This is a genomic window from Klebsiella sp. V115_8 (assembly GCF_029967715.1).
Classification (GTDB): domain Bacteria; phylum Pseudomonadota; class Gammaproteobacteria; order Enterobacterales; family Enterobacteriaceae; genus Klebsiella; species Klebsiella quasipneumoniae.
In genome coordinates this window covers 124,108-143,315 of the sequence record NZ_JASCAR010000025.1, presented here as the reverse complement: position 1 = coordinate 143,315, position 19,208 = coordinate 124,108, and the positions used below count along the sequence as shown (strand labels likewise).

Sequence of the window (19,208 nt, the reverse complement as noted above, 5' to 3'; positions counted from 1 at the left end):
GTGTCGTTGCGTATAGAATATCCCCCCGAAGTTTTTGGTTGTCGCTCTGCCGGGTGACACTGCACACGAAAGCGTATTGGTCTGTTTCAACTTACTGTTTGAAGCGTATGCTCAGGTCGGTTTCGTGTGCTGCATCTTTGACGCATTCATTTATTGGTAACGCATGAACCCCATCGTAATTAATCGGCTTCAACGAAAGCTGGGCTACACTTTTCATCATCAGGAGCTGTTGCAACAGGCATTAACTCACCGCAGTGCCAGCAGCAAACATAATGAGCGCCTGGAGTTTTTAGGCGACTCCATTTTAAGTTTCGTGATCGCTAATGCGCTGTATCATCGCTTTCCTCGCGTGGATGAAGGCGACATGAGCCGTATGCGCGCGACGCTGGTGCGTGGCAACACGCTGGCGGAAATCGCCCGCGAGTTTGAACTGGGCGAATGCTTGCGCCTCGGGCCGGGCGAACTGAAAAGCGGCGGTTTCCGTCGCGAATCGATTCTCGCGGACACCGTTGAAGCGTTAATTGGCGGGGTTTTCCTCGACAGCGATATTCAGAACGTTGAACGCTTAATCCTCTCCTGGTACCAGACTCGTCTGGACGAAATCAGCCCGGGCGATAAGCAAAAGGATCCGAAGACGCGTCTGCAGGAGTATCTGCAGGGTCGTCATCTGCCGCTGCCGTCCTACCTGGTAGTCCAGGTGCGCGGCGAAGCGCACGATCAGGAATTTACTATCCACTGCCAGGTCAGTGGCCTGAGTGAACCGGTGGTTGGCACAGGTTCCAGCCGTCGTAAGGCGGAGCAGGCTGCCGCCGAACAGGCGCTGAAAAAGCTGGAGCTGGAATGAGCGAAGAAAAAAGTTATTGTGGGTTTGTCGCCATCGTGGGTCGTCCAAACGTTGGCAAATCCACGCTGTTGAATAAGCTGCTTGGGCAGAAGATCTCGATCACCTCCCGTAAAGCGCAGACCACCCGTCACCGCATCGTCGGCATCCATACCGAAGGGCCGTATCAGGCGATTTACGTCGATACCCCGGGCCTGCATATGGAAGAAAAGCGCGCCATTAACCGCTTAATGAACAAAGCGGCCAGCAGCTCTATTGGCGATGTTGAGCTGGTCATCTTCGTGGTGGAAGGCACTCGCTGGACGCAGGACGACGAGATGGTGCTCAACAAGCTGCGCGACGCGAAAGCGCCGGTGATCCTCGCGGTCAACAAAGTGGATAACGTGCAGGAAAAAGCGGATCTGTTACCGCATCTGCAGTTCCTCGCCAGCCAGATGAATTTCCTCGATATCGTGCCGATGTCGGCGGAAACGGGGACCAACGTCGACACCATTGCGTCGATCGTGCGTAAGCATCTGCCGGAAGCGATCCATCACTTCCCGGAAGATTATATTACCGATCGTTCTCAGCGCTTTATGGCTTCCGAAATCATCCGTGAAAAACTGATGCGTTTCCTCGGCGCTGAGCTACCGTACTCCGTCACCGTGGAAATCGAACGTTTCGTGACCAACGAGCGTGGCGGTTACGACATCAACGGCCTGATCCTTGTCGAGCGTGAAGGGCAGAAGAAGATGGTGATTGGCAACAAAGGCGCCAAAATCAAAACCATCGGCATCGAAGCGCGTAAGGACATGCAGGAGATGTTTGAAGCGCCGGTGCACCTCGAGCTGTGGGTCAAAGTGAAATCCGGCTGGGCCGATGACGAGCGCGCCCTGCGCAGTCTCGGTTATGTTGACGACCTCTGAGTTAACGCAACGTGGATGGATGGCAGCGCGCCTTTGTCCTGCATAGCCGACCGTGGAGCGAAACCAGCCTGATGCTGGACGTCTTCACGGAAGAATCCGGTCGCGTGCGCCTGGTTGCCAAGGGCGCACGCTCCAAACGCTCGAATCTTAAAGGCGCTTTACAGCCCTTTACCCCCTTGCTGGTTCGCTTCGGCGGCCGCGGCGAAGTCAAAACCCTGCGCAGCGCGGAAGCTGTCTCGCTGGCGCTGCCGCTCAGCGGCATCACCCTCTACAGCGGTCTTTACGTTAACGAGCTTATCTCCCGCGTGCTTGAGCACGAAACGCGCTTCTCCGAACTCTTTTTTGACTATCTGCACTGCATTCAGGCGCTCGCCGGGGCCAGCGGCTCGCCGGAGCCTGCGCTGCGGCGCTTTGAGCTGGCGCTGCTCGGACACCTGGGCTACGGCGTGGATTTTCTCCACTGTGCCGGGAGCGGCGAGCCGGTGGACGACACCATGACCTACCGCTATCGCGAAGAAAAAGGCTTTATTGCCAGCCTGGTGATTGATAACAACACGTTTACCGGGCACCATTTGAAAGCGTTGGCGAGTCGCGAGTTTCCTGATGTTGATACGTTGCGCGCCGCAAAGCGCTTTACCCGTATCGCCCTGAAGCCCTATCTCGGCGGCAAACCGCTCAAGAGCCGGGAATTGTTTCGCCAGTTTATGCCCGCGCGAAAGGCGCGAGCGGATAATACGAATAATGATTAACGAGGATTGTCATGGCTGAATTACTGTTAGGGGTCAATATTGACCATATCGCGACCTTGCGTAACGCCCGCGGCACCGCTTACCCGGATCCGGTTCAGGCGGCTTTCATTGCCGAACAGGCCGGCGCCGACGGCATAACCGTGCATCTGCGCGAAGACCGCCGCCATATCACCGATCGCGATGTGCGTATCCTGCGCCAGACGCTGCACACCCGCATGAACCTTGAAATGGCGGTCACCGAAGAGATGCTGACGATCGCCTGCGAAACCAAACCGCATTTCTGCTGCCTGGTGCCGGAGAAGCGTCAGGAAGTGACCACCGAAGGTGGACTGGACGTGGCCGGCCAGCGCGACAAGATGCGTGATGCCTGTCAACGCCTGGCGGATGCCGGCATCCTGGTCTCCCTGTTTATCGATGCGGATGAAGCGCAGATCAAAGCGGCAGCGGACGTTGGCGCGCCCTATATCGAAATCCACACCGGCTGCTATGCCGATGCTAAAACCGACGCCGAGCAGGCGAAGGAGCTGGAACGTATTGCCAAAGCGGCCACCTACGCCGCCAGCCTCGGCCTGAAGGTCAATGCGGGTCACGGTCTGACCTATCACAACGTGAAAGCGATTGCTGCGCTGCCGGAAATGCATGAGCTGAATATCGGCCACGCGATTATTGGCCGGGCGGTAATGAGCGGCCTGAAAGAGGCGGTGGCGGAAATGAAACGTCTGATGCTGGAAGCGCGCGGCTAATGGCCATCCTCGGGCTGGGTACCGACATCGTCGAGATCGCCCGCATCGAGGCGGTGATCGCCCGCAGCGGCGATCGCCTTGCCCGCCGGGTGCTGAGCGACCATGAATGGAGCATCTGGGAGCAGCACCAGCAGCCGGTGCGTTTCCTGGCGAAACGCTTTGCGGTCAAGGAAGCGGCGGCGAAAGCGCTGGGGACCGGGATCCGCAACGGGTTGGCCTTTAATCAGTTCGAAGTTTACAACGATGAGCTGGGCAAGCCGAAGCTGCGGCTATGGGGTGAGGCGCAACGGCTGGCGGAACGACTGGGGGTGAGCCATATTCATGTCACGCTCGCCGATGAGCGGCATTACGCCTGCGCCACGGTGATTGTCGAAAGCTAAGCCGGGAAGCGGTTAAATCTTATCCGCGTGGTGCATCAGGACGAATTTATCCCACAGCTGTTCTTCATTCTCGACGTGTGCCGGATCTTTCAGAATGGTATTTGGGATCGGGCACACCTTCTGGCAGGTGGGCGTGTCGTAATGGCCCACGCATTCGGTGCAGCGGTCGCTGTTAATTTCATAAATGCTGTCACCCATCGAAATGGCCTCATTAGGGCACTCCGGCTCGCACATATCGCAGTTGATGCATTTTTTGGTAATTAACAGCGCCATCAGGAAAATCTCAGAAACAACACAAACAGGGCGGGCATTATACGCCCATTTTCTGCTCAGACCAGCTTTTTCACCAGCGCTTCGCTATGGCGAATGCGCTCCGGCGCCCGCTCCAGATCCTGCTGCACCAGCCCCATAAACAGCAGGTCGGTGAGCATCATTTGCGCGCTGGTGGAAGAGATGGCCGCGCTGCGCGTCGCCTGCTCTTCGGCGATGGTGTACAGGCAGTGGGTCGCCTGCTGCTGCAGGGCGTTAGGGCTAAAGCCGGTGATCGCCAGGATCCTGGAGCCCACGCGCAGCGCTTCACCGGCCGCCATATTGATCTCCCGACGCTCGCCGGAGTAAGAGATCGCCAGCAGCAGATCGTCGCTGGACATGGCCTGCACCATCGCCAGCAGGGCGTGCATATCCTGCTCCGAAACAGCATTAACGCCGATCTTCATCAGCTTCCAGCTAAAGTTACGCGCTACCAGGCCGGACGCGCCAATCCCGGTGACGATCACCCGCCGGGCGTTGCGCAGCAGCGTGACGGCTTCCCGCAGCGTCTCTTCAGTGTTGACGTCCAGCGAGGCATGCATGGCGGCGACATTGTCTTTAATGAGTTTCTCGCCCACCAGACGCAGCGGGTCGTCACCGCGAATGTGGTTATGTACCGGAACGGAGTGCGGATCCGGGCTGCTGGCCAGCGCTTCACTCAGCGCCAGCTTCAGCGCCGGAAAGCCTTTGAACCCCAGTTTCTGGGCAAATTTAACCACGCTGGACTGACTCACACCGGCTTCCACCGCCAGCTGCTGCGAGCTGAGGTGCCGGGTGTCATCGGGTTGGCTCAGAATAAAATCGGCCAACTTTTTGTCGCTCGCCGCCAGGGTGGGATAGCGCTGACGAATACGCGTTAAACAGTTCATTGGAGCTCCGCTGGAGCCGTCCGGCTCGTGACTGACAGAATTTTTATTCGATTATAAGGGGTATACCACGAATTAAAAATTCATAAGCCACAATTTTTCCTTCGCCTGCTAATTTAATTCTTCCTTAACGGCAGGGATGTTTTCCCTCTTCATGGCATAAGACTGTTAAGCTTACCCTAACGAGAAGCGAATCCTGAGAGAAGGAGGCAGTTTGCAGCACAGTGAACGGAGAGTGGTGTTTTTCGATCTGGACGGAACCTTGCATCAACAGGATATGTTCGGCAGTTTTCTGCGCTACCTGCTGCGCCATCTGCCGCTGAACCTGCTGCTGGTGGTGGCTATGGGGCCGGCGATCCTTGCCGGGTTGGCGGTGTGCGGGCGGGCGGCGCGCTGGCCGATGAGCCTGCTGCTGTGGGCGTCAACCTTTGGCCGTCGCGAGGCGGTACTGAAGCGGCTGGAAGCGGAGTTTGTCGGCTGGTTTCGTCATCATGTGACGGCGTTTCCGGTGGTTCATGCGCGGCTGACGGCCTACCTGACCAGTACCGATGCCGACGTCTGGTTGATCACCGGCTCGCCGCAGTCGCTGGTGGAACAGGTCTATCGCGATACCCTCTGGCTGCCGCGGGTGAATCTGATAGCCAGCCGCACCGCGCGCCGCTGGGGCGGCTGGGTATTGACCCTGCGCTGCCTGGGCCATGAAAAGGTGGTGCAGCTGGAGAAAAAGATTGGCGCTCCGCTGCAGCTGTATAGCGGCTATAGCGATAGCGAGCAGGATAACCCATTGCTCGGCTTTTGCCAGCATCGCTGGCGGGTCACCCCGCAGGGAGAGCTGCAGCAACTGGAGTAATAGTGTGTAATTGATAGCTCCCATGTATAATGCGCCCCGCTTTTTCTGCTGGAGTGGCCGCTGTGTCTGACCTCGAACTCAATGATGAATACTGGATGCGTCATGCACTGACGCTGGCGAAGCGCGCCTGGGAAGAGGGCGAGGTGCCGGTGGGCGCGGTGCTGGTGCATAACAATCAGGTCATCGGCGAGGGCTGGAACCGGCCGATAGGCCGTCACGACCCCACCGCCCATGCGGAAATTATGGCCTTACGCCAGGGCGGGCTGGTGCTGCAAAACTATCGCCTGATCGACGCCACGCTGTACGTGACCCTCGAGCCCTGCGTGATGTGCGCGGGCGCGATGGTGCACAGCCGTATCGCCCGCCTGGTGTTTGGCGCCAGGGATGCCAAGACCGGCGCCGCCGGCTCGCTGATGGATGTTCTGCACCACCCGGGAATGAACCATCGGGTTGAGATTAGCGAAGGCGTGCTGGCGGGATCCTGCTCTGCCATGCTGAGCGACTTCTTCCGCTGGCGGCGGGAAGAGAAAAAAGCGCTGAAGAAAGCCCGGGAGCAGAACGGGGAAAGTTAATACAGGTGGCCGGGGAGTTTCATCCGGGCATTATCCATCTGTTTATCGGCGCGAAACTTGAAAAAGGGCAGGGTGGTCTCCTGCGGCTGTTCGAGCTCATTGGGGAGCACCGCCGGGTAATCCTCCGCCAGGGCCAGCGTTTGCTGCTGCTGGCGCTCCTTTTCTGACAAATAGCCGACAAGGCTTATCTGATATTTGCGGATGTTTTCCACATAGGCGTAGGCCTCATGGCCGCGGGCATAGCCGTATTTAAGTTTGCTGTAATAGGGTTTCTGGCTCAGCAGGGGTAAACGCAGCTTAACGTCTGCCCAGCTGTTGGGATTGCCTTTCTGTTTGCGGGTAAGCGCCATGGCGTCCAGCATATGGGCATAGCCCATATTGTAAGCGGCCAGCGCAAACCAGATGCGTTCATCTTTCGGGATCGAATCCGGCACTTTATCCATCATATCCTGGAGATAGCGCATACCGCCCTCGATACTCTGCGCCGCATCGGTCCGGTCAGTCAGCCCCAGACTCTGCGCCGTATTACGCGTAAGCATCATCATGCCGCGCACGCCGGTAGGCGAGGTGGCCTGCGGATCCCAGTGGGATTCCTGCCAGGCGATGGCGGCCAGCAGGCGCCAGTCGATCTCGCGGGCGTACTTTTCAAACAGCGGCTGCACCTCCGGAAGAATGTTTTCCACTGCGCGCAGGAAGGTGCGGGTATCGACATAATCGAAATCGTTGCCGTGGCCGAGGTACTTCTCTTCCAGGCGCGCCAGGGTGCCGTCTTCATTAATATTGTTGAAGAAATCAAGCATCGCCGCCGACAGCGAATTATCGTCGTCCCGGGCGCTGAACCAGGTGACCGGCTGTTCGTCGGTGATATCGAGGGCTACCGCCAGCTCCGGATGGACGCGCTGAAACAGGCTGACGGCCACCGAGTCGGCGATGGTGTAATCGAGTTTGCCGTCAATCACCGCCTGCATCAGCGCGGTGGTGCCGCGCTTTTCGTCCACGCGCCAGGCAAGATCTGGGTATTTCTCCGCTTTCAGTACCTGCAGGTCGTTGATCGCCACGTGACCCGGGGCGATGGCGAGCTGCTCGGCGGTCAGCGCCGCGAGGCTGCGCGGCCGGGTATTGCCGACGCGATAGACCAGCTGTTGGGAAACGGAGTAGTAGCCAGGGCCGGCCTGGTAGTTTTTCACCCGCTCCTGGTTATAGACCAGCCCGGCGGCCAGCATATCGGCCTGACCGTCGTCGAGGTCGTCAAACAGCTGGCTGATGTTCTGGCGGACGGTTATCTTAAGCGTCACGCCGAGGTAGTCGGCAAACTGCTTCGCCAGTTCGTAGTCCAGGCCGAAGGTTTTATTGTTCATGGTGGTGAAGGTCATCGGCGAGTTGATGGTGCTGATGCGTAGCTCGCCGCGAGCGATAATGCCCGCCACCCGGTTCTCCGGTTTACCGGACCAGGGGATCGACGGCCACAGGGCAGCCGCCAGCAAAAGGGTGACAATGCCGATGAGCAGATAATTAATCTTTAATTTTTTCAGCGCGTTAATCTTCTGCAGCTTCAGGTTCCTCAGCAGGCGATGTCCGGAAAAAACGCAAGGTTGTCGTCGAATGAGCGGCATTCTGCTTAAGAATGCGCCAGTTGGCAACTTATTCGCGATGGACGTCACATTTATTGATAAACAGCATCAATGATTTTATTTCTACGCAAACGGTTTCGTCGGGGCGCAGGATTCACTATAATGACGCCCGTTTCCCCCCCTGGCTCACCCTGAAAGCTTCGAAGACGAGAGACTTATGATGGAAATTTTGCGTGGTTCACCTGCACTGTCGGCATTCCGTATTAATAAACTGCTGGCACGATTTCAGGCGGCCAACCTTCCGGTAAGCGCCATATATGCCGAGTATATTCATTTTGCCGATCTGAACGCCCCGCTGAGCGCTGACGATCGCGAGCGCCTGGCGCGACTGCTTAAGTATGGCCCGAGCTTAAACAGCCATACCCCGACCGGTAAATTACTGCTCGTGACCCCTCGCCCTGGCACCATCTCTCCCTGGTCTTCTAAAGCTACCGATATCGCCCATAACTGCGGCCTGGCTCAGGTTGTGCGTCTGGAGCGCGGCGTGGCGTATTATGTTGAAGCCTCGACCCTGACCGAAGCGCAGTGGGCCGCGGTGGCGGCGGAACTGCACGACCGCATGATGGAGAGCGTCTTCGACGCGCTGGAAGCGGGCGAAAAGCTGTTCGCACACCATCAGCCGACGCCGGTGACCAGCGTTGACCTGTTGGGCGAAGGGCGTCAGGCGCTGATTGACGCCAACCTCCGTTTGGGGCTAGCGCTGGCAGATGACGAAATTGACTACCTGCAGGACGCCTTTACCCGTCTGGGACGCAATCCGAACGATATCGAGCTGTATATGTTCGCCCAGGCGAACTCAGAGCACTGTCGTCACAAAATTTTCAACGCCGACTGGATCATCGACGGCGAACAGCAGCCGAAGTCGCTGTTCAAAATGATCAAAAACACCTTCGAAAAAACGCCGGACTACGTCCTGTCGGCCTATAAAGACAACGCCGCGGTGATGGAAGGGTCTGAAGTGGGGCGCTATTTTGCCGACCACCAGACCGGACGCTATGACTTCCATCAGGAGCCGGCGCACATTCTGATGAAGGTGGAAACCCATAACCACCCGACGGCCATCTCCCCATGGCCGGGCGCGGCAACCGGCTCCGGCGGCGAAATCCGCGATGAAGGCGCCACCGGCCGCGGCGCGAAGCCGAAAGCGGGCCTGGTGGGCTTCTCGGTTTCCAACCTGCGCATCCCGGGCTTCGAACAGCCGTGGGAAGAAGATTTCGGCAAGCCGGATCGCATCGTCACCGCCCTGGACATCATGACTGAAGGCCCGCTGGGCGGCGCGGCGTTTAACAACGAATTTGGTCGCCCGGCGCTGAACGGCTACTTCCGCACCTATGAAGAGAAAGTCACCAGCCATAACGGTGAAGAGCTGCGCGGCTACCACAAACCGATCATGCTGGCCGGCGGTATTGGCAACATCCGCGGCGAGCACGTGCAGAAGGGCGAGATTACCGTCGGCGCGAAGCTGATCGTGCTGGGCGGTCCGGCGATGAACATCGGCCTCGGCGGCGGCGCGGCGTCTTCCATGGCCTCCGGCCAGTCCGATGCTGACCTCGATTTCGCCTCCGTCCAGCGTGACAACCCGGAAATGGAGCGTCGCTGTCAGGAAGTGATCGACCGCTGCTGGCAGCTGGGCGACGCCAACCCGATCCTGTTTATCCACGACGTCGGCGCCGGCGGTCTCTCCAATGCCATGCCGGAGCTGGTCAGCGACGGCGGCCGCGGCGGTAAATTCCAGCTGCGCGATATCCTGAGCGATGAGCCAGGCATGAGCCCGCTGGAGATCTGGTGTAACGAATCGCAGGAACGTTATGTCCTGGCGGTCGCCCCGGAGCAACTGCCGCTGTTCGACGAGCTGTGCCGCCGCGAGCGCGCGCCTTATGCGGTTATCGGCGAAGCCACCGCCGAGCAGCACCTGAGCCTGAGCGACAGCCACTTTAACGATCAGCCGATCGATCTGCCGCTGGGCGTCCTGCTTGGCAAAACGCCGAAAATGACCCGCGACGTGCAGACCCTGAAAGCCCAGGGCAGCGCGCTGGATCGCCAACCGATTACCATCGCCGATGCGGTTAATCGCGTTCTGCACCTGCCGACGGTGGCCGAGAAAACCTTCCTCGTGACCATCGGCGACCGCACCGTGACAGGTATGGTCGCCCGCGACCAGATGGTCGGCCCGTGGCAGATCCCGGTGGCCAACTGCGCGGTCACCACCGCCAGCCTCGACAGCTACTACGGCGAAGCGATGGCGATGGGCGAGCGCGCCCCGGTTGCTCTGCTGGACTTCGCCGCCTCCGGCCGTCTGGCGGTTGGCGAAGCGCTGACCAATATCGCCGCCACGCAGATTGGCGAGCTGAACCGCGTGAAGCTGTCGGCTAACTGGATGGCCGCCGCCGGCCACCCGGGCGAAGACGCGGGTCTGTATGAGGCGGTGAAAGCGGTGGGCGAAGAGCTGTGCCCGGCGCTGGGCCTGACCATTCCGGTCGGCAAAGACTCAATGTCGATGAAAACCCGCTGGCAGGAAGGCAGCGAGCAGCGTGAGATGACCTCTCCGCTGTCGCTAGTGATCTCCGCCTTCGCCCGTGTCGAAGATGTTCGTCATACCGTCACGCCGCAGCTCTCGACGGAAGATAACGCCCTGCTGCTGATCGACCTCGGTAAAGGGCACAACGCGCTGGGCGCGACGGCGCTGGCGCAGGTCTATCGCCAGCTCGGCGACAAGCCGGCTGACGTGCGCGATGTCGCGCAGCTGAAAGGCTTCTGGGATGCGATGCAGGCCCTGGTGGCGCAGCGTAAACTGCTGGCCTACCACGACCGCTCCGACGGCGGCCTGCTGGTTACCCTGGCGGAAATGGCCTTTACCGGCCACTGTGGACTGGAAGCGGATATCGCCGCGCTGGGCGACGACCGTCTGGCGGCGCTGTTCAACGAAGAGCTGGGGGCGGTGATTCAGGTCCGCGCCGCAGACCGTGAGGCAGTGGAAGCCATTCTGGCGGTTAACGGCCTGGCGGACTGCGTGCATTACCTCGGTAAAGCGGTCGAGGGCGATCGCTTCGTGCTGACCGCCAGCGGTCAGACGGTGTTTAGCGAAAGCCGCACCACCCTGCGCATGTGGTGGGCGGAAACCACCTGGCAGATGCAGCGTCTGCGCGACAACCCGGCCTGCGCCGATCAGGAGCACGAGGCGAAAGCCAACGACGCCGATCCGGGCCTTAATGTGAAGCTCTCGTTTGATATTAATGACGACGTCGCCGCGCCGTACATTGCCACCGGCGCGCGTCCGAAAGTGGCCGTCCTGCGCGAGCAGGGGGTGAACTCTCACGTTGAAATGGCGGCAGCCTTCCATCGCGCCGGCTTTGACGCCATCGACGTGCATATGAGCGACCTGCTGGCGGGCCGCACCGGTCTGGGCGATTTCCATGCCCTGGTGGCCTGCGGCGGCTTCTCCTACGGCGACGTGCTGGGGGCAGGCGAAGGCTGGGCGAAGTCGATTCTGTTCAACGAGCGCGTGCGCGATGAGTTCGCGACCTTCTTCCATCGTCCGCAGACCCTGGCGCTCGGCGTGTGCAACGGCTGTCAGATGATGTCCAACCTGCGCGAGCTGATCCCGGGCAGCGACCTGTGGCCGCGCTTTGTGCGCAACCAGTCTGACCGCTTTGAAGCGCGCTTCAGCCTGGTGGAAGTGACGCAAAGCCCGTCTCTGCTGCTGGAAGGCATGGTTGGCTCGCGGATGCCGATTGCCGTCTCCCACGGCGAAGGTCAGGTGGAAGTGCGCGACAGCGCGCATCTGGCCCAGCTGGAGAGCAAAGGTCTGGTGGCGCTGCGCTTCGTGGATAACTTCGGCAAAGTGACCGAAACCTATCCGGCGAACCCGAACGGTTCCCCGAACGGTATCACCGCGGTGACCAGCGAAAGCGGGCGCGCGACCATCATGATGCCGCACCCGGAACGTGTCTTCCGCACCGTAAGCAACTCCTGGCACCCGGAAAACTGGGGCGAAGACAGCCCGTGGATGCGTATCTTCCGCAACGCGCGTAAACAGCTGGGTTAATCTTCCCGAAGCGTGCCACGCGAACGTATCAGCCCCCTGCTCAGGCAGGGGGCTTTTTTTTATCTGTGACGGTCGGCACGCCAGGGTGTCGGGAATCACCGACAACTGGCATATTGCGGTGTCGTCAAAAGGCGACACTTAAGTTATTGATTTAAATGATGAGTAACCTGGGGCATATTTAGTGTCGCTAATCGGCGACATCATGGATGAAAAGTATACAGCGCTGGAATGGTTGGATTTTATGGTGAAAGTCATATATATCAACGTGTTAATAAAATGTTTTGAAAGATGGCATAGTTCATGCATAATATTAACCAGTGGCTCATTCACCTTCTTATGTCAGCCCCTTCGGGACGCGCTACATAAACTTCGAATGACGCACAAACAGGTGCCTGCCGTCCAACTCCTGATAACAGCCTGGCTTTATCAGACATCGGGCGAAACGTCGAGTAAGGCACCGCCTCATTTCTCAACAAAGCCAGGCCTTGCGCCTGGCTTTGTTGTTTCTGCGGCGCCGTGGCGACGGGTATCGCTTTTCTCCGCCGCGCTCCTCAGTTAGCATCGACCAGAGCTAATGATTGAGACCACACCCTTGAAGCGACTCTCTCTTTTTCCCCGTTCGCTGCGTCAGCTGGTGACGCTCTCCTTTGTGCTGATCCTGCTGCCGTTGCTGGTGCTGGCCTGGCAGGCCTGGCAGAGCCTCAATGCCCTCAGCGCCCAGGCGGCGCATATCAACCGCACTACGCTGGTCGATGCCCGCCGCAGCGAGGCGATGATCAATGCCGCGCTGGAGATGGAGCGCAGCTATCGCCAGTACTGCGTGCTGGACGATCCGACGCTGGCGCGCGTCTATCAAAACCAGCGGCAGCGCTACAGCCAGATGCTGGACGCGCACGCCGGCGTGCTGCCGGACGAGAAGCTCTGGCAGGCGCTGCGCCAGGATGTCAGCGATCTGGCGCAGCTGCAGTGTAACAACAGCGGCCCCGACGCCCAGGCAGCCGCCAGACTGGAAGTGTTCGCCAGTAATAACAGCGACATGGTCCAGGCGACCCGGGCGGTGGTCTATTCCCGCGGCCAGCAGCTGCAGCAGGAGATTGCCGAGCGCGGCCAGTTTTTCGGCTGGCAGGCGCTGGTGCTGTTTCTGCTGAGCCTGGCGCTGGTGCTGCTTTTTACCCGCATGATCATCGGCCCGGTGAAAGGCATCGAAAGAATGATCAACCAGCTGGGGGCTGGGAAGTCGCTGGACGACGCGGCATTGTTTACCGGCCCGCGCGAGCTGCGCTCGGTGGGCAAGCGCATTATCTGGCTCAGCGAGCGCCTGGCATGGCTGGAGTCGCAGCGGCATCAGTTTCTTCGCCATCTGTCGCATGAGCTGAAAACCCCGCTGGCCAGTATGCGTGAAGGCACCGAGCTGTTGGCCGACCGTGTCGCCGGGCCGCTGACGCCGGAGCAGCAGGAGATCGTCGAGATCCTCGACAGCAGCAGCCGCAACCTGCAAAAGCTGATTGAACAGCTGCTGGACTACAACCGCAAACAGGCCGACGGCCCGGTAGCCCGGGAAGAAGTGGACCTGGTTGAGCTGGTGGAAAACGTCGTGGCGGCGCACAGTTTGCCCGCGCGGGCTAAACTGATGCATACCGAGCTGGCGCTGCGGGCGCGGCATTGTCTGGCAGAGCCTGCGCTATTGATAAGCGTAATGGATAATCTCTACTCCAATGCGGTGCACTATGGCGCTGAATCCGGTAACATTCGTATCCATAGCTACCGGCACGGAGAGCAGGTGCGTATTGATGTCGCCAACAGCGGCGAACCGATCCCGGCCGCGGAAAAGAATATGATTTTTGAGCCCTTTTACCAGGGGAGTCACCAGCGTAAAGGGGCCGTGAAAGGCAGTGGACTGGGGTTAAGCATCGCCCGCGACTGCGTCCGTCAGATGCAAGGGGAGCTCAGTCTGGTTGACGCCCCCGCCGGGCAGGTCTGTTTTCGCATTACGCTTCCCTCAGCGCCGGAATAATCCAACTAATGAATCGATATCGGGGAACTATGTCCCAATTCCTGGCCTGGCGCCGTTCCCTTAGCGGATGGCTGCTCTCAGGCATTGCTTGTCTGACGCTGGCGGGGTGTTCCGCCGGCTTCTCGCCGCATAGTGCGGAAGGTGCCGCCGCCCCCGGGCAGGCGCAGCATCAGGTGGCCGATTTTGTCGCGGTGGACTGCGCCGATATCTGGGCGCACAGCAGCGATGCCAGCGACAAAAACCCCCTCTACTGGCTGCGGGGCATTGACTGCGCCGATCGTCTCGCGCCGGCGCAGGCGCGAGCGGAGGCGAAACGCCATACCGACGACAGCTGGCAGGACGCGTTCCGCCGCGGCATTCTGCTTGCCGATGCCAAAATTACCCCTGACGAGCGCCGCGAGCTGGTGGCGCGTCTCGACACCTTCAGCCCGCAAATCGCCGTTCAGGTCCGCCCGCTGTATCAGCTCTGGCGCGACGGGCAGGCCCGTCAGCTGCAGCTGGTGGAGGAGCGAGCCCGCTACGCGAAGCTTCAGCAGTCCAGCGATAGCGAGCTGGAGACGTTGCGCCAGCAGGAGCAGTCGCTGCGCGAACAGCTGGAGTTGACCACCCGTAAGCTGGAGAATCTGACGGATATTGAACGCCAGCTCTCCAGCCGCAAGCCGGGCGGCAATTTCGGCAGCGAAAAAGTGCCGGAGGTGATCCATGACGATCCGTAAACCGGCGCGTTTGCTGCTGGTGGATGACGATCCGGGGCTGCTGAAGCTGCTGGGCATGCGCCTGGTCAGCGAAGGCTATAGCGTGGTCACCGCCGAGAGCGGCCCGGAAGCGCTGCGCGTGCTGGGGCGTGAGAAGGTGGATCTGGTGATTAGCGATCTGCGGATGGATGAAATGGACGGTCTGCAGCTGTTCAGTGAGATCCAGAAGGGGCAGCCCGGCATGCCGGTGATCATTCTCACCGCCCATGGCTCGATCCCCGACGCGGTGGCGGCCACCCAGCAGGGCGTCTTCAGCTTCCTGACTAAGCCGGTTGATAAAGACGCCTTGTATCAAGCCATTGATGAGGCGCTGGAGCAGCGCTCGCCAGCCACCGACGAAGCCTGGCGTCAGGCCATTGTCACCCGCAGCCCGCTGATGCTGCGCCTGCTCGAGCAGGCCGGGATGGTGGCGCAATCCGATGTTAGCGTGCTGATTAACGGCCAGAGCGGGACCGGGAAGGAGATAGTCGCCCAGGCGATCCACAACGCCAGCCCGCGTCATGACAAGCCGTTCGTGGCGATTAACTGCGGCGCGTTGCCGGAACAGCTGCTCGAGTCCGAACTGTTCGGCCATGCGCGGGGCGCCTTTACCGGCGCGGTCAGCAACCGCGAAGGGTTATTCCAGGCCGCCGAAGGCGGTACGCTGTTTCTCGATGAGATTGGCGATATGCCGGTCGCCCTGCAGGTGAAGCTGCTGCGCGTCCTGCAGGAGCGTAAGGTACGCCCGCTCGGCAGCAACCGCGATATCGAGATCAACGTGCGGATCATCTCCGCCACCCACCGCGACCTGCCGAAGGCGATGGCTCGCGGCGAGTTTCGCGAAGATCTGTTCTATCGCCTCAATGTGGTTAACCTGAAGATCCCGCCGCTCTCCGAACGCACGGAAGATATTCCGCTGTTGGCCAACCATCTGCTGCGTCAGTCCGCCGATCGCCATAAGCCGTTCGTTCGGGCGTTTTCCAGCGATGCGATGAAGCGGCTGATGGCCGCCAACTGGCCGGGCAATGTGCGCCAGCTGGTGAACGTGATTGAGCAGTGCGTGGCCCTGACCTCGTCGCCGGTGATCGGCGATGCGCTGGTGGAGCAGGCGCTGGAGGGCGAGAACACCGCCCTGCCGACCTTCGTGGAGGCGCGCAATCAGTTTGAGCTGAACTACCTGCGCAAGCTGCTGCAGATTACCAGGGGCAACGTCACCCACGCCGCGCGGATGGCTGGACGCAACCGCACTGAATTCTATAAGCTGCTGTCGCGCCATGAGCTCGACGCCAACGACTTTAAAGAGTAGCTCCGCAACATAGCGCAAGTTATGATACGGTAAGCAACCGGTTACGCGACTAAGACAGGAACACCATGAAAAAGATTGATGCGATTATTAAACCTTTCAAACTGGATGACGTGCGTGAAGCGCTGGCCGAAGTCGGCATCACCGGGATGACGGTAACGGAAGTGAAAGGCTTTGGCCGCCAGAAAGGGCACACCGAACTCTACCGCGGCGCGGAGTATATGGTGGATTTTCTGCCGAAAGTGAAAATTGAAATCGTGGTGACCGACGATATCGTCGATACCTGTGTGGATACCATCATCCGTACCGCGCAGACCGGCAAAATCGGTGACGGTAAAATCTTTGTCTTTGATGTCGCGCGCGTGATTCGTATCCGTACCGGCGAAGAAGACGACGCGGCGATTTAACGCTCGCCGCTCGCTGCAGTATTGCCGGGTGGCGCTGCGCTTACCCGGCCTACAAATCCCCGCGTCGTCGGGGCTTACAGCACCTTATGCGGCCCGAAGCATTCGTAATGAATGTTGCCGCTGCTCACGCCCAGATCTACCAGCTGCTTCGCGGCAAACTGCATAAACGCCACCGGGCCGCAGAGATAGAACTGCATTTGCGGGTCGCCGATCTTGCCGGCCAGGGCCGTTAAATCCATCAAACCTTCGCTATCAAACGCGCCGGATTCACGGTCCGCTTCGCTCGGGCTGCGGTACCAGACGTGAGATGTAAACTTCGGCAGGGTTTCACCCAGCGTTTTAACTTCGTCCGCGAAGGCGTGCACGTCGCCGTTCTCTGCCGCATGGAACCAGTTCACCTGACCCTGATGGCGGCTCTTCGCCAGCGCATCCAGCATCGCCAGCATCGGCGTTTGCCCGACGCCGCCGGAGAGCAGAGTGACCGGCGTCTGCGGTTCAACGTTAAGGAAGAAGTCCCCGGCCGGCGCCGCGAGATAGACCACATCGCCTTCGCTGGCATGGTTATGCAGCCAGCTGGAAACCTGGCCGCCTTCTTCGCGTTTAACCGCGATGCGGTAGCCCTTGCCGTCCGCTTTGCGGGTCAGGGAGTACTGGCGAATTTCCTGATATTCGAAATCTTCCGGCTTCAGCCAGATGGCCAGATACTGGCCAGGCTGGTAATCGGCGACCGGCTGGCCGTCGACCGGCTCGAGCTCAAAGCTGGTGATAAGCTGGCTGCGCGGGGTTTTCTTCACGATGCGGAACGCGCGGGTCCCTTCCCAGCCGCCGGTTTTACTGGCGTTTTGCTGATAGATCTCGGCTTCGCGGCCGATAAAGACGTTCGCCAGCACGCCGTAAGCTTTCCCCCAGGCATCAAGGACTTCCTGACCCGGGCTGAACATTTCATCAAGGGTCGCCAGCAGATGGCTGCCCACGATGTTGTACTGCTCCGGTTTGATCTGGAAACTGGTGTGTTTCTGGGCGATTTTTTCCACCGCCGGCAGCAGGGCGGGCAGGTTATCGATATTGCTGGCGTAGGCGGCAATGGCGTTGAACAACGCTTCTCGCTGGTCGCCGTTGCGCTGGTTGCTCATATTGAAGATCTCTTTGAGCTCCGGGTTATGCGCAAACATACGATCGTAGAAATGGGCGGTTAATTTTGGTCCAGTCTCTACCAGCAGGGGGATGGTGGCTTTGACCGTAGCGATGGTTTGAGCGTCGAGCATAGCGTGCTTCCTTGTGTGTTACTTTAATGATGTATTTTAAATGCATCTTAAGGAAATAACCCTGCGTTGTAAATGGTTCTTTAACACTTTCCGCCGTTGCAGTTACAACATGAAGAATTTGCATCACAATCCTGAAAAGAAATCCGTTGATACTGAGAGAGGCGTTATTGCTCAAAGCCTTGTGTCATGCTGAGCCAAACGTTTGCGTAAAATCCTTTGTCAAGACCTGTTATCACAGAATGATTCGGTTATACTGTGGGCCGTTGTCCAATCGGACCGCCTTTTTAGGCCGAAATTTTATTGTTAGCTGAGTCAGGAGATGCGGATGTTAAAGCGTGAAATGAACATTGCCGATTATGATGCCGAACTGTGGCAGGCTATGGAGCAGGAAAAAGTACGTCAGGAAGAGCACATCGAACTGATCGCCTCCGAAAACTACACCAGTCCGCGCGTGATGCAGGCGCAGGGCTCTCAGCTGACCAACAAATATGCTGAAGGATATCCGGGCAAGCGTTACTACGGCGGCTGCGAATATGTCGACGTGGTTGAGCAGCTGGCTATCGACCGCGCGAAAGCGCTGTTCGGCGCTGACTATGCTAACGTCCAGCCGCACTCCGGCTCCCAGGCTAACTTTGCCGTCTACACCGCGCTGCTGCAGCCGGGCGATACCGTGCTGGGGATGAACCTGGCGCAGGGCGGCCACCTGACTCACGGCTCTCCGGTTAACTTCTCCGGCAAACTGTACAACATCATCCCTTACGGTATTGATGAGTCCGGCAAAATTGACTATGACGACATGGCGAAGCAGGCACAGGAACATAAACCGAAGATGATCATCGGTGGTTTCTCCGCTTACTCCGGTATCGTTGACTGGGCAAAAATGCGTGAAATCGCTGACAGCATCGGCGCATACCTGTTTGTCGATATGGCGCACGTGGCAGGCCTGATTGCCGCTGGCGTGTATCCGAACCCGGTTCCGCATGCTCACGTCGTGACCACCACCACCCACAAAACCCTGGCGGGTCCGCGCGGCGGCCTGATCCTGGCGAAAGGCGGTAGCGAAGAGCTGTACAAGAAACTGAACTCTGCGGTATTCCCAAGCGCGCAGGGCGGCCCGCTGATGCACGTTATCGCAGCGAAAGCGGTGGCGCTGAAAGAAGCGATGGAGCCAGAGTTTAAAGTTTACCAGCAGCAGGTTGCGAAAAACGCCAAAGCAATGGTGGAAGTGTTCCTGAACCGCGGCTACAAAGTGGTGTCTGGCGGTACTGAGAACCATCTGTTCCTGCTGGACCTGGTGGATAAAAATCTGACCGGTAAAGAAGCTGACGCTGCCCTGGGCCGCGCCAACATCACCGTCAACAAAAACAGCGTGCCGAACGATCCGAAGAGCCCGTTCGTAACCTCCGGTATCCGTATCGGTTCTCCGGCAGTGACTCGCCGCGGCTTTAAAGAAGCGGAAGTCAAAGAGCTGGCTGGCTGGATGTGTGATGTGCTGGACAATATCAATGACGACGCGGTCATTGAGCGCGTGAAAGGCAAAGTCCTGGATATCTGCGCCCGCTTCCCGGTTTATGCGTAAGCGTTAGCGTTGACA

Annotated in this window: 17 protein-coding genes; 13 read left to right on the top strand and 4 right to left on the bottom strand. The window is 59.2% G+C overall.

All coding sequences use genetic code 11. The features are described from left to right. Nucleotides 1-163 precede the first annotated feature (163 nt). The 5 genes from rnc to acpS are packed head-to-tail and all read left to right on the top strand — an operon-like array spanning nucleotide 164 to nucleotide 3,618. A complete protein-coding gene (rnc, locus tag QLG03_RS10245; protein WP_002914065.1) occupies nucleotides 164-844 on the top strand; it encodes a ribonuclease III in 681 nt (226 codons plus the stop codon). Then, the gene (gene era, locus QLG03_RS10240; protein ID WP_023290667.1) at nucleotides 841-1,746 is read left to right on the top strand and encodes a GTPase Era; all 906 of its coding nucleotides are present in this window, start codon (nucleotides 841-843) and stop codon (nucleotides 1,744-1,746) included. Before rnc ends, era begins: the two co-directional genes overlap by 4 nt. Nucleotides 1,747-1,757: 11 nt before the next feature. Further along, nucleotides 1,758-2,495, top strand: a complete 738-nt coding sequence (gene recO / locus QLG03_RS10235) for a DNA repair protein RecO (protein ID WP_002914062.1) — start codon at nucleotides 1,758-1,760, stop codon at nucleotides 2,493-2,495. An 11-nt stretch (nucleotides 2,496-2,506) separates the two neighbouring features. Beyond that, entirely contained in the window at nucleotides 2,507-3,238 is a 732-nt protein-coding gene (gene pdxJ, locus QLG03_RS10230) for a pyridoxine 5'-phosphate synthase (RefSeq protein ID WP_004201834.1), read from the top strand. Beyond that, nucleotides 3,238-3,618, top strand: coding sequence for a holo-ACP synthase (gene acpS / locus QLG03_RS10225; RefSeq protein WP_004201835.1), 381 nt, complete (start codon nucleotides 3,238-3,240; stop codon nucleotides 3,616-3,618). Before pdxJ ends, acpS begins: the two co-directional genes overlap by 1 nt. Before the next feature lie 12 nt (nucleotides 3,619-3,630). On the opposite strand, the gene QLG03_RS10220 is transcribed toward acpS, so the two are convergent. Together QLG03_RS10220 and QLG03_RS10215 are read right to left on the bottom strand one after the other, a co-directional pair. Beyond that, entirely contained in the window at nucleotides 3,631-3,891 is a 261-nt protein-coding gene (locus tag QLG03_RS10220) for a YfhL family 4Fe-4S dicluster ferredoxin (protein WP_023290665.1), read from the bottom strand. Nucleotides 3,892-3,947: 56 nt separating this feature from the next. Then, nucleotides 3,948-4,796 (bottom strand): MurR/RpiR family transcriptional regulator, encoded by an 849-nt coding sequence (locus tag QLG03_RS10215; protein WP_087848831.1) that lies wholly within the window; start codon nucleotides 4,794-4,796, stop codon nucleotides 3,948-3,950. A 211-nt stretch (nucleotides 4,797-5,007) separates the two neighbouring features. On the opposite strand from QLG03_RS10215, the gene yfhb reads away from it, so the two are divergent. Then, the gene (yfhb, locus tag QLG03_RS10210; RefSeq protein ID WP_017900418.1) at nucleotides 5,008-5,643 is read left to right on the top strand and encodes a phosphatidylglycerophosphatase C; all 636 of its coding nucleotides are present in this window, start codon (nucleotides 5,008-5,010) and stop codon (nucleotides 5,641-5,643) included. A 62-nt stretch (nucleotides 5,644-5,705) separates the two neighbouring features. Beyond that, the gene (tadA, locus tag QLG03_RS10205; RefSeq protein ID WP_023290663.1) at nucleotides 5,706-6,215 is read left to right on the top strand and encodes a tRNA adenosine(34) deaminase TadA; all 510 of its coding nucleotides are present in this window, start codon (nucleotides 5,706-5,708) and stop codon (nucleotides 6,213-6,215) included. On the opposite strand, the gene mltF is transcribed toward tadA, so the two are convergent. After that, complete coding sequence (mltF, locus tag QLG03_RS10200; protein WP_255988912.1) at nucleotides 6,212-7,828, bottom strand: membrane-bound lytic murein transglycosylase MltF; 1,617 nt, start codon at nucleotides 7,826-7,828, stop codon at nucleotides 6,212-6,214. The genes tadA and mltF overlap by 4 nt on opposite strands. Before the next feature lie 175 nt (nucleotides 7,829-8,003). On the opposite strand from mltF, the gene purL reads away from it, so the two are divergent. From purL to glnB, 5 genes are all read left to right on the top strand, one after another. After that, nucleotides 8,004-11,891, top strand: coding sequence for a phosphoribosylformylglycinamidine synthase (gene purL, locus QLG03_RS10195; protein WP_255988914.1), 3,888 nt, complete (start codon nucleotides 8,004-8,006; stop codon nucleotides 11,889-11,891). A 592-nt stretch (nucleotides 11,892-12,483) separates the two neighbouring features. Then, the gene (locus QLG03_RS10190; protein ID WP_086075121.1) at nucleotides 12,484-13,905 is read left to right on the top strand and encodes a HAMP domain-containing sensor histidine kinase; all 1,422 of its coding nucleotides are present in this window, start codon (nucleotides 12,484-12,486) and stop codon (nucleotides 13,903-13,905) included. Between the two features lie 29 nt (nucleotides 13,906-13,934). Continuing rightward, nucleotides 13,935-14,621, top strand: coding sequence for a two-component system QseEF-associated lipoprotein QseG (gene qseG, locus QLG03_RS10185; RefSeq protein WP_023290659.1), 687 nt, complete (start codon nucleotides 13,935-13,937; stop codon nucleotides 14,619-14,621). After that, the gene (gene glrR / locus QLG03_RS10180; RefSeq protein WP_023290658.1) at nucleotides 14,608-15,945 is read left to right on the top strand and encodes a two-component system response regulator GlrR; all 1,338 of its coding nucleotides are present in this window, start codon (nucleotides 14,608-14,610) and stop codon (nucleotides 15,943-15,945) included. Before qseG ends, glrR begins: the two co-directional genes overlap by 14 nt. 65 nt (nucleotides 15,946-16,010) lie before the next feature. Next, nucleotides 16,011-16,349, top strand: a complete 339-nt coding sequence (gene glnB / locus QLG03_RS10175; RefSeq protein ID WP_002914032.1) for a nitrogen regulatory protein P-II — start codon at nucleotides 16,011-16,013, stop codon at nucleotides 16,347-16,349. A gap of 74 nt (nucleotides 16,350-16,423) precedes the next feature. Here the strand turns inward: glnB and hmpA are convergent, their stop codons facing one another. Further along, a complete protein-coding gene (gene hmpA / locus QLG03_RS10170; RefSeq protein ID WP_048298024.1) occupies nucleotides 16,424-17,614 on the bottom strand; it encodes an NO-inducible flavohemoprotein in 1,191 nt (396 codons plus the stop codon). A gap of 325 nt (nucleotides 17,615-17,939) precedes the next feature. Here hmpA and glyA point away from each other — a divergent pair, with 325 nt between their 5' ends. After that, nucleotides 17,940-19,193, top strand: a complete 1,254-nt coding sequence (gene glyA / locus QLG03_RS10165; protein WP_110238142.1) for a serine hydroxymethyltransferase — start codon at nucleotides 17,940-17,942, stop codon at nucleotides 19,191-19,193. Nucleotides 19,194-19,208 lie beyond the last annotated feature (15 nt).

Coding starts and splice junctions, on each gene's coding strand:
- rnc (WP_002914065.1), top strand. CDS start 164: ATGAACCCCATCGTAATTAATCGGCTTCAACGAAAGCTGGGCTACACT.
- era (WP_023290667.1), top strand. CDS start 841: ATGAGCGAAGAAAAAAGTTATTGTGGGTTTGTCGCCATCGTGGGTCGT.
- pdxJ (WP_004201834.1), top strand. CDS start 2,507: ATGGCTGAATTACTGTTAGGGGTCAATATTGACCATATCGCGACCTTG.
- acpS (WP_004201835.1), top strand. CDS start 3,238: ATGGCCATCCTCGGGCTGGGTACCGACATCGTCGAGATCGCCCGCATC.
- QLG03_RS10220 (WP_023290665.1), bottom strand. CDS start 3,891: ATGGCGCTGTTAATTACCAAAAAATGCATCAACTGCGATATGTGCGAG.
- QLG03_RS10215 (WP_087848831.1), bottom strand. CDS start 4,796: ATGAACTGTTTAACGCGTATTCGTCAGCGCTATCCCACCCTGGCGGCG.
- mltF (WP_255988912.1), bottom strand. CDS start 7,828: ATGCCGCTCATTCGACGACAACCTTGCGTTTTTTCCGGACATCGCCTG.
- purL (WP_255988914.1), top strand. CDS start 8,004: ATGATGGAAATTTTGCGTGGTTCACCTGCACTGTCGGCATTCCGTATT.
- qseG (WP_023290659.1), top strand. CDS start 13,935: ATGTCCCAATTCCTGGCCTGGCGCCGTTCCCTTAGCGGATGGCTGCTC.
- glrR (WP_023290658.1), top strand. CDS start 14,608: ATGACGATCCGTAAACCGGCGCGTTTGCTGCTGGTGGATGACGATCCG.
- glnB (WP_002914032.1), top strand. CDS start 16,011: ATGAAAAAGATTGATGCGATTATTAAACCTTTCAAACTGGATGACGTG.
- hmpA (WP_048298024.1), bottom strand. CDS start 17,614: ATGCTCGACGCTCAAACCATCGCTACGGTCAAAGCCACCATCCCCCTG.
- glyA (WP_110238142.1), top strand. CDS start 17,940: ATGTTAAAGCGTGAAATGAACATTGCCGATTATGATGCCGAACTGTGG.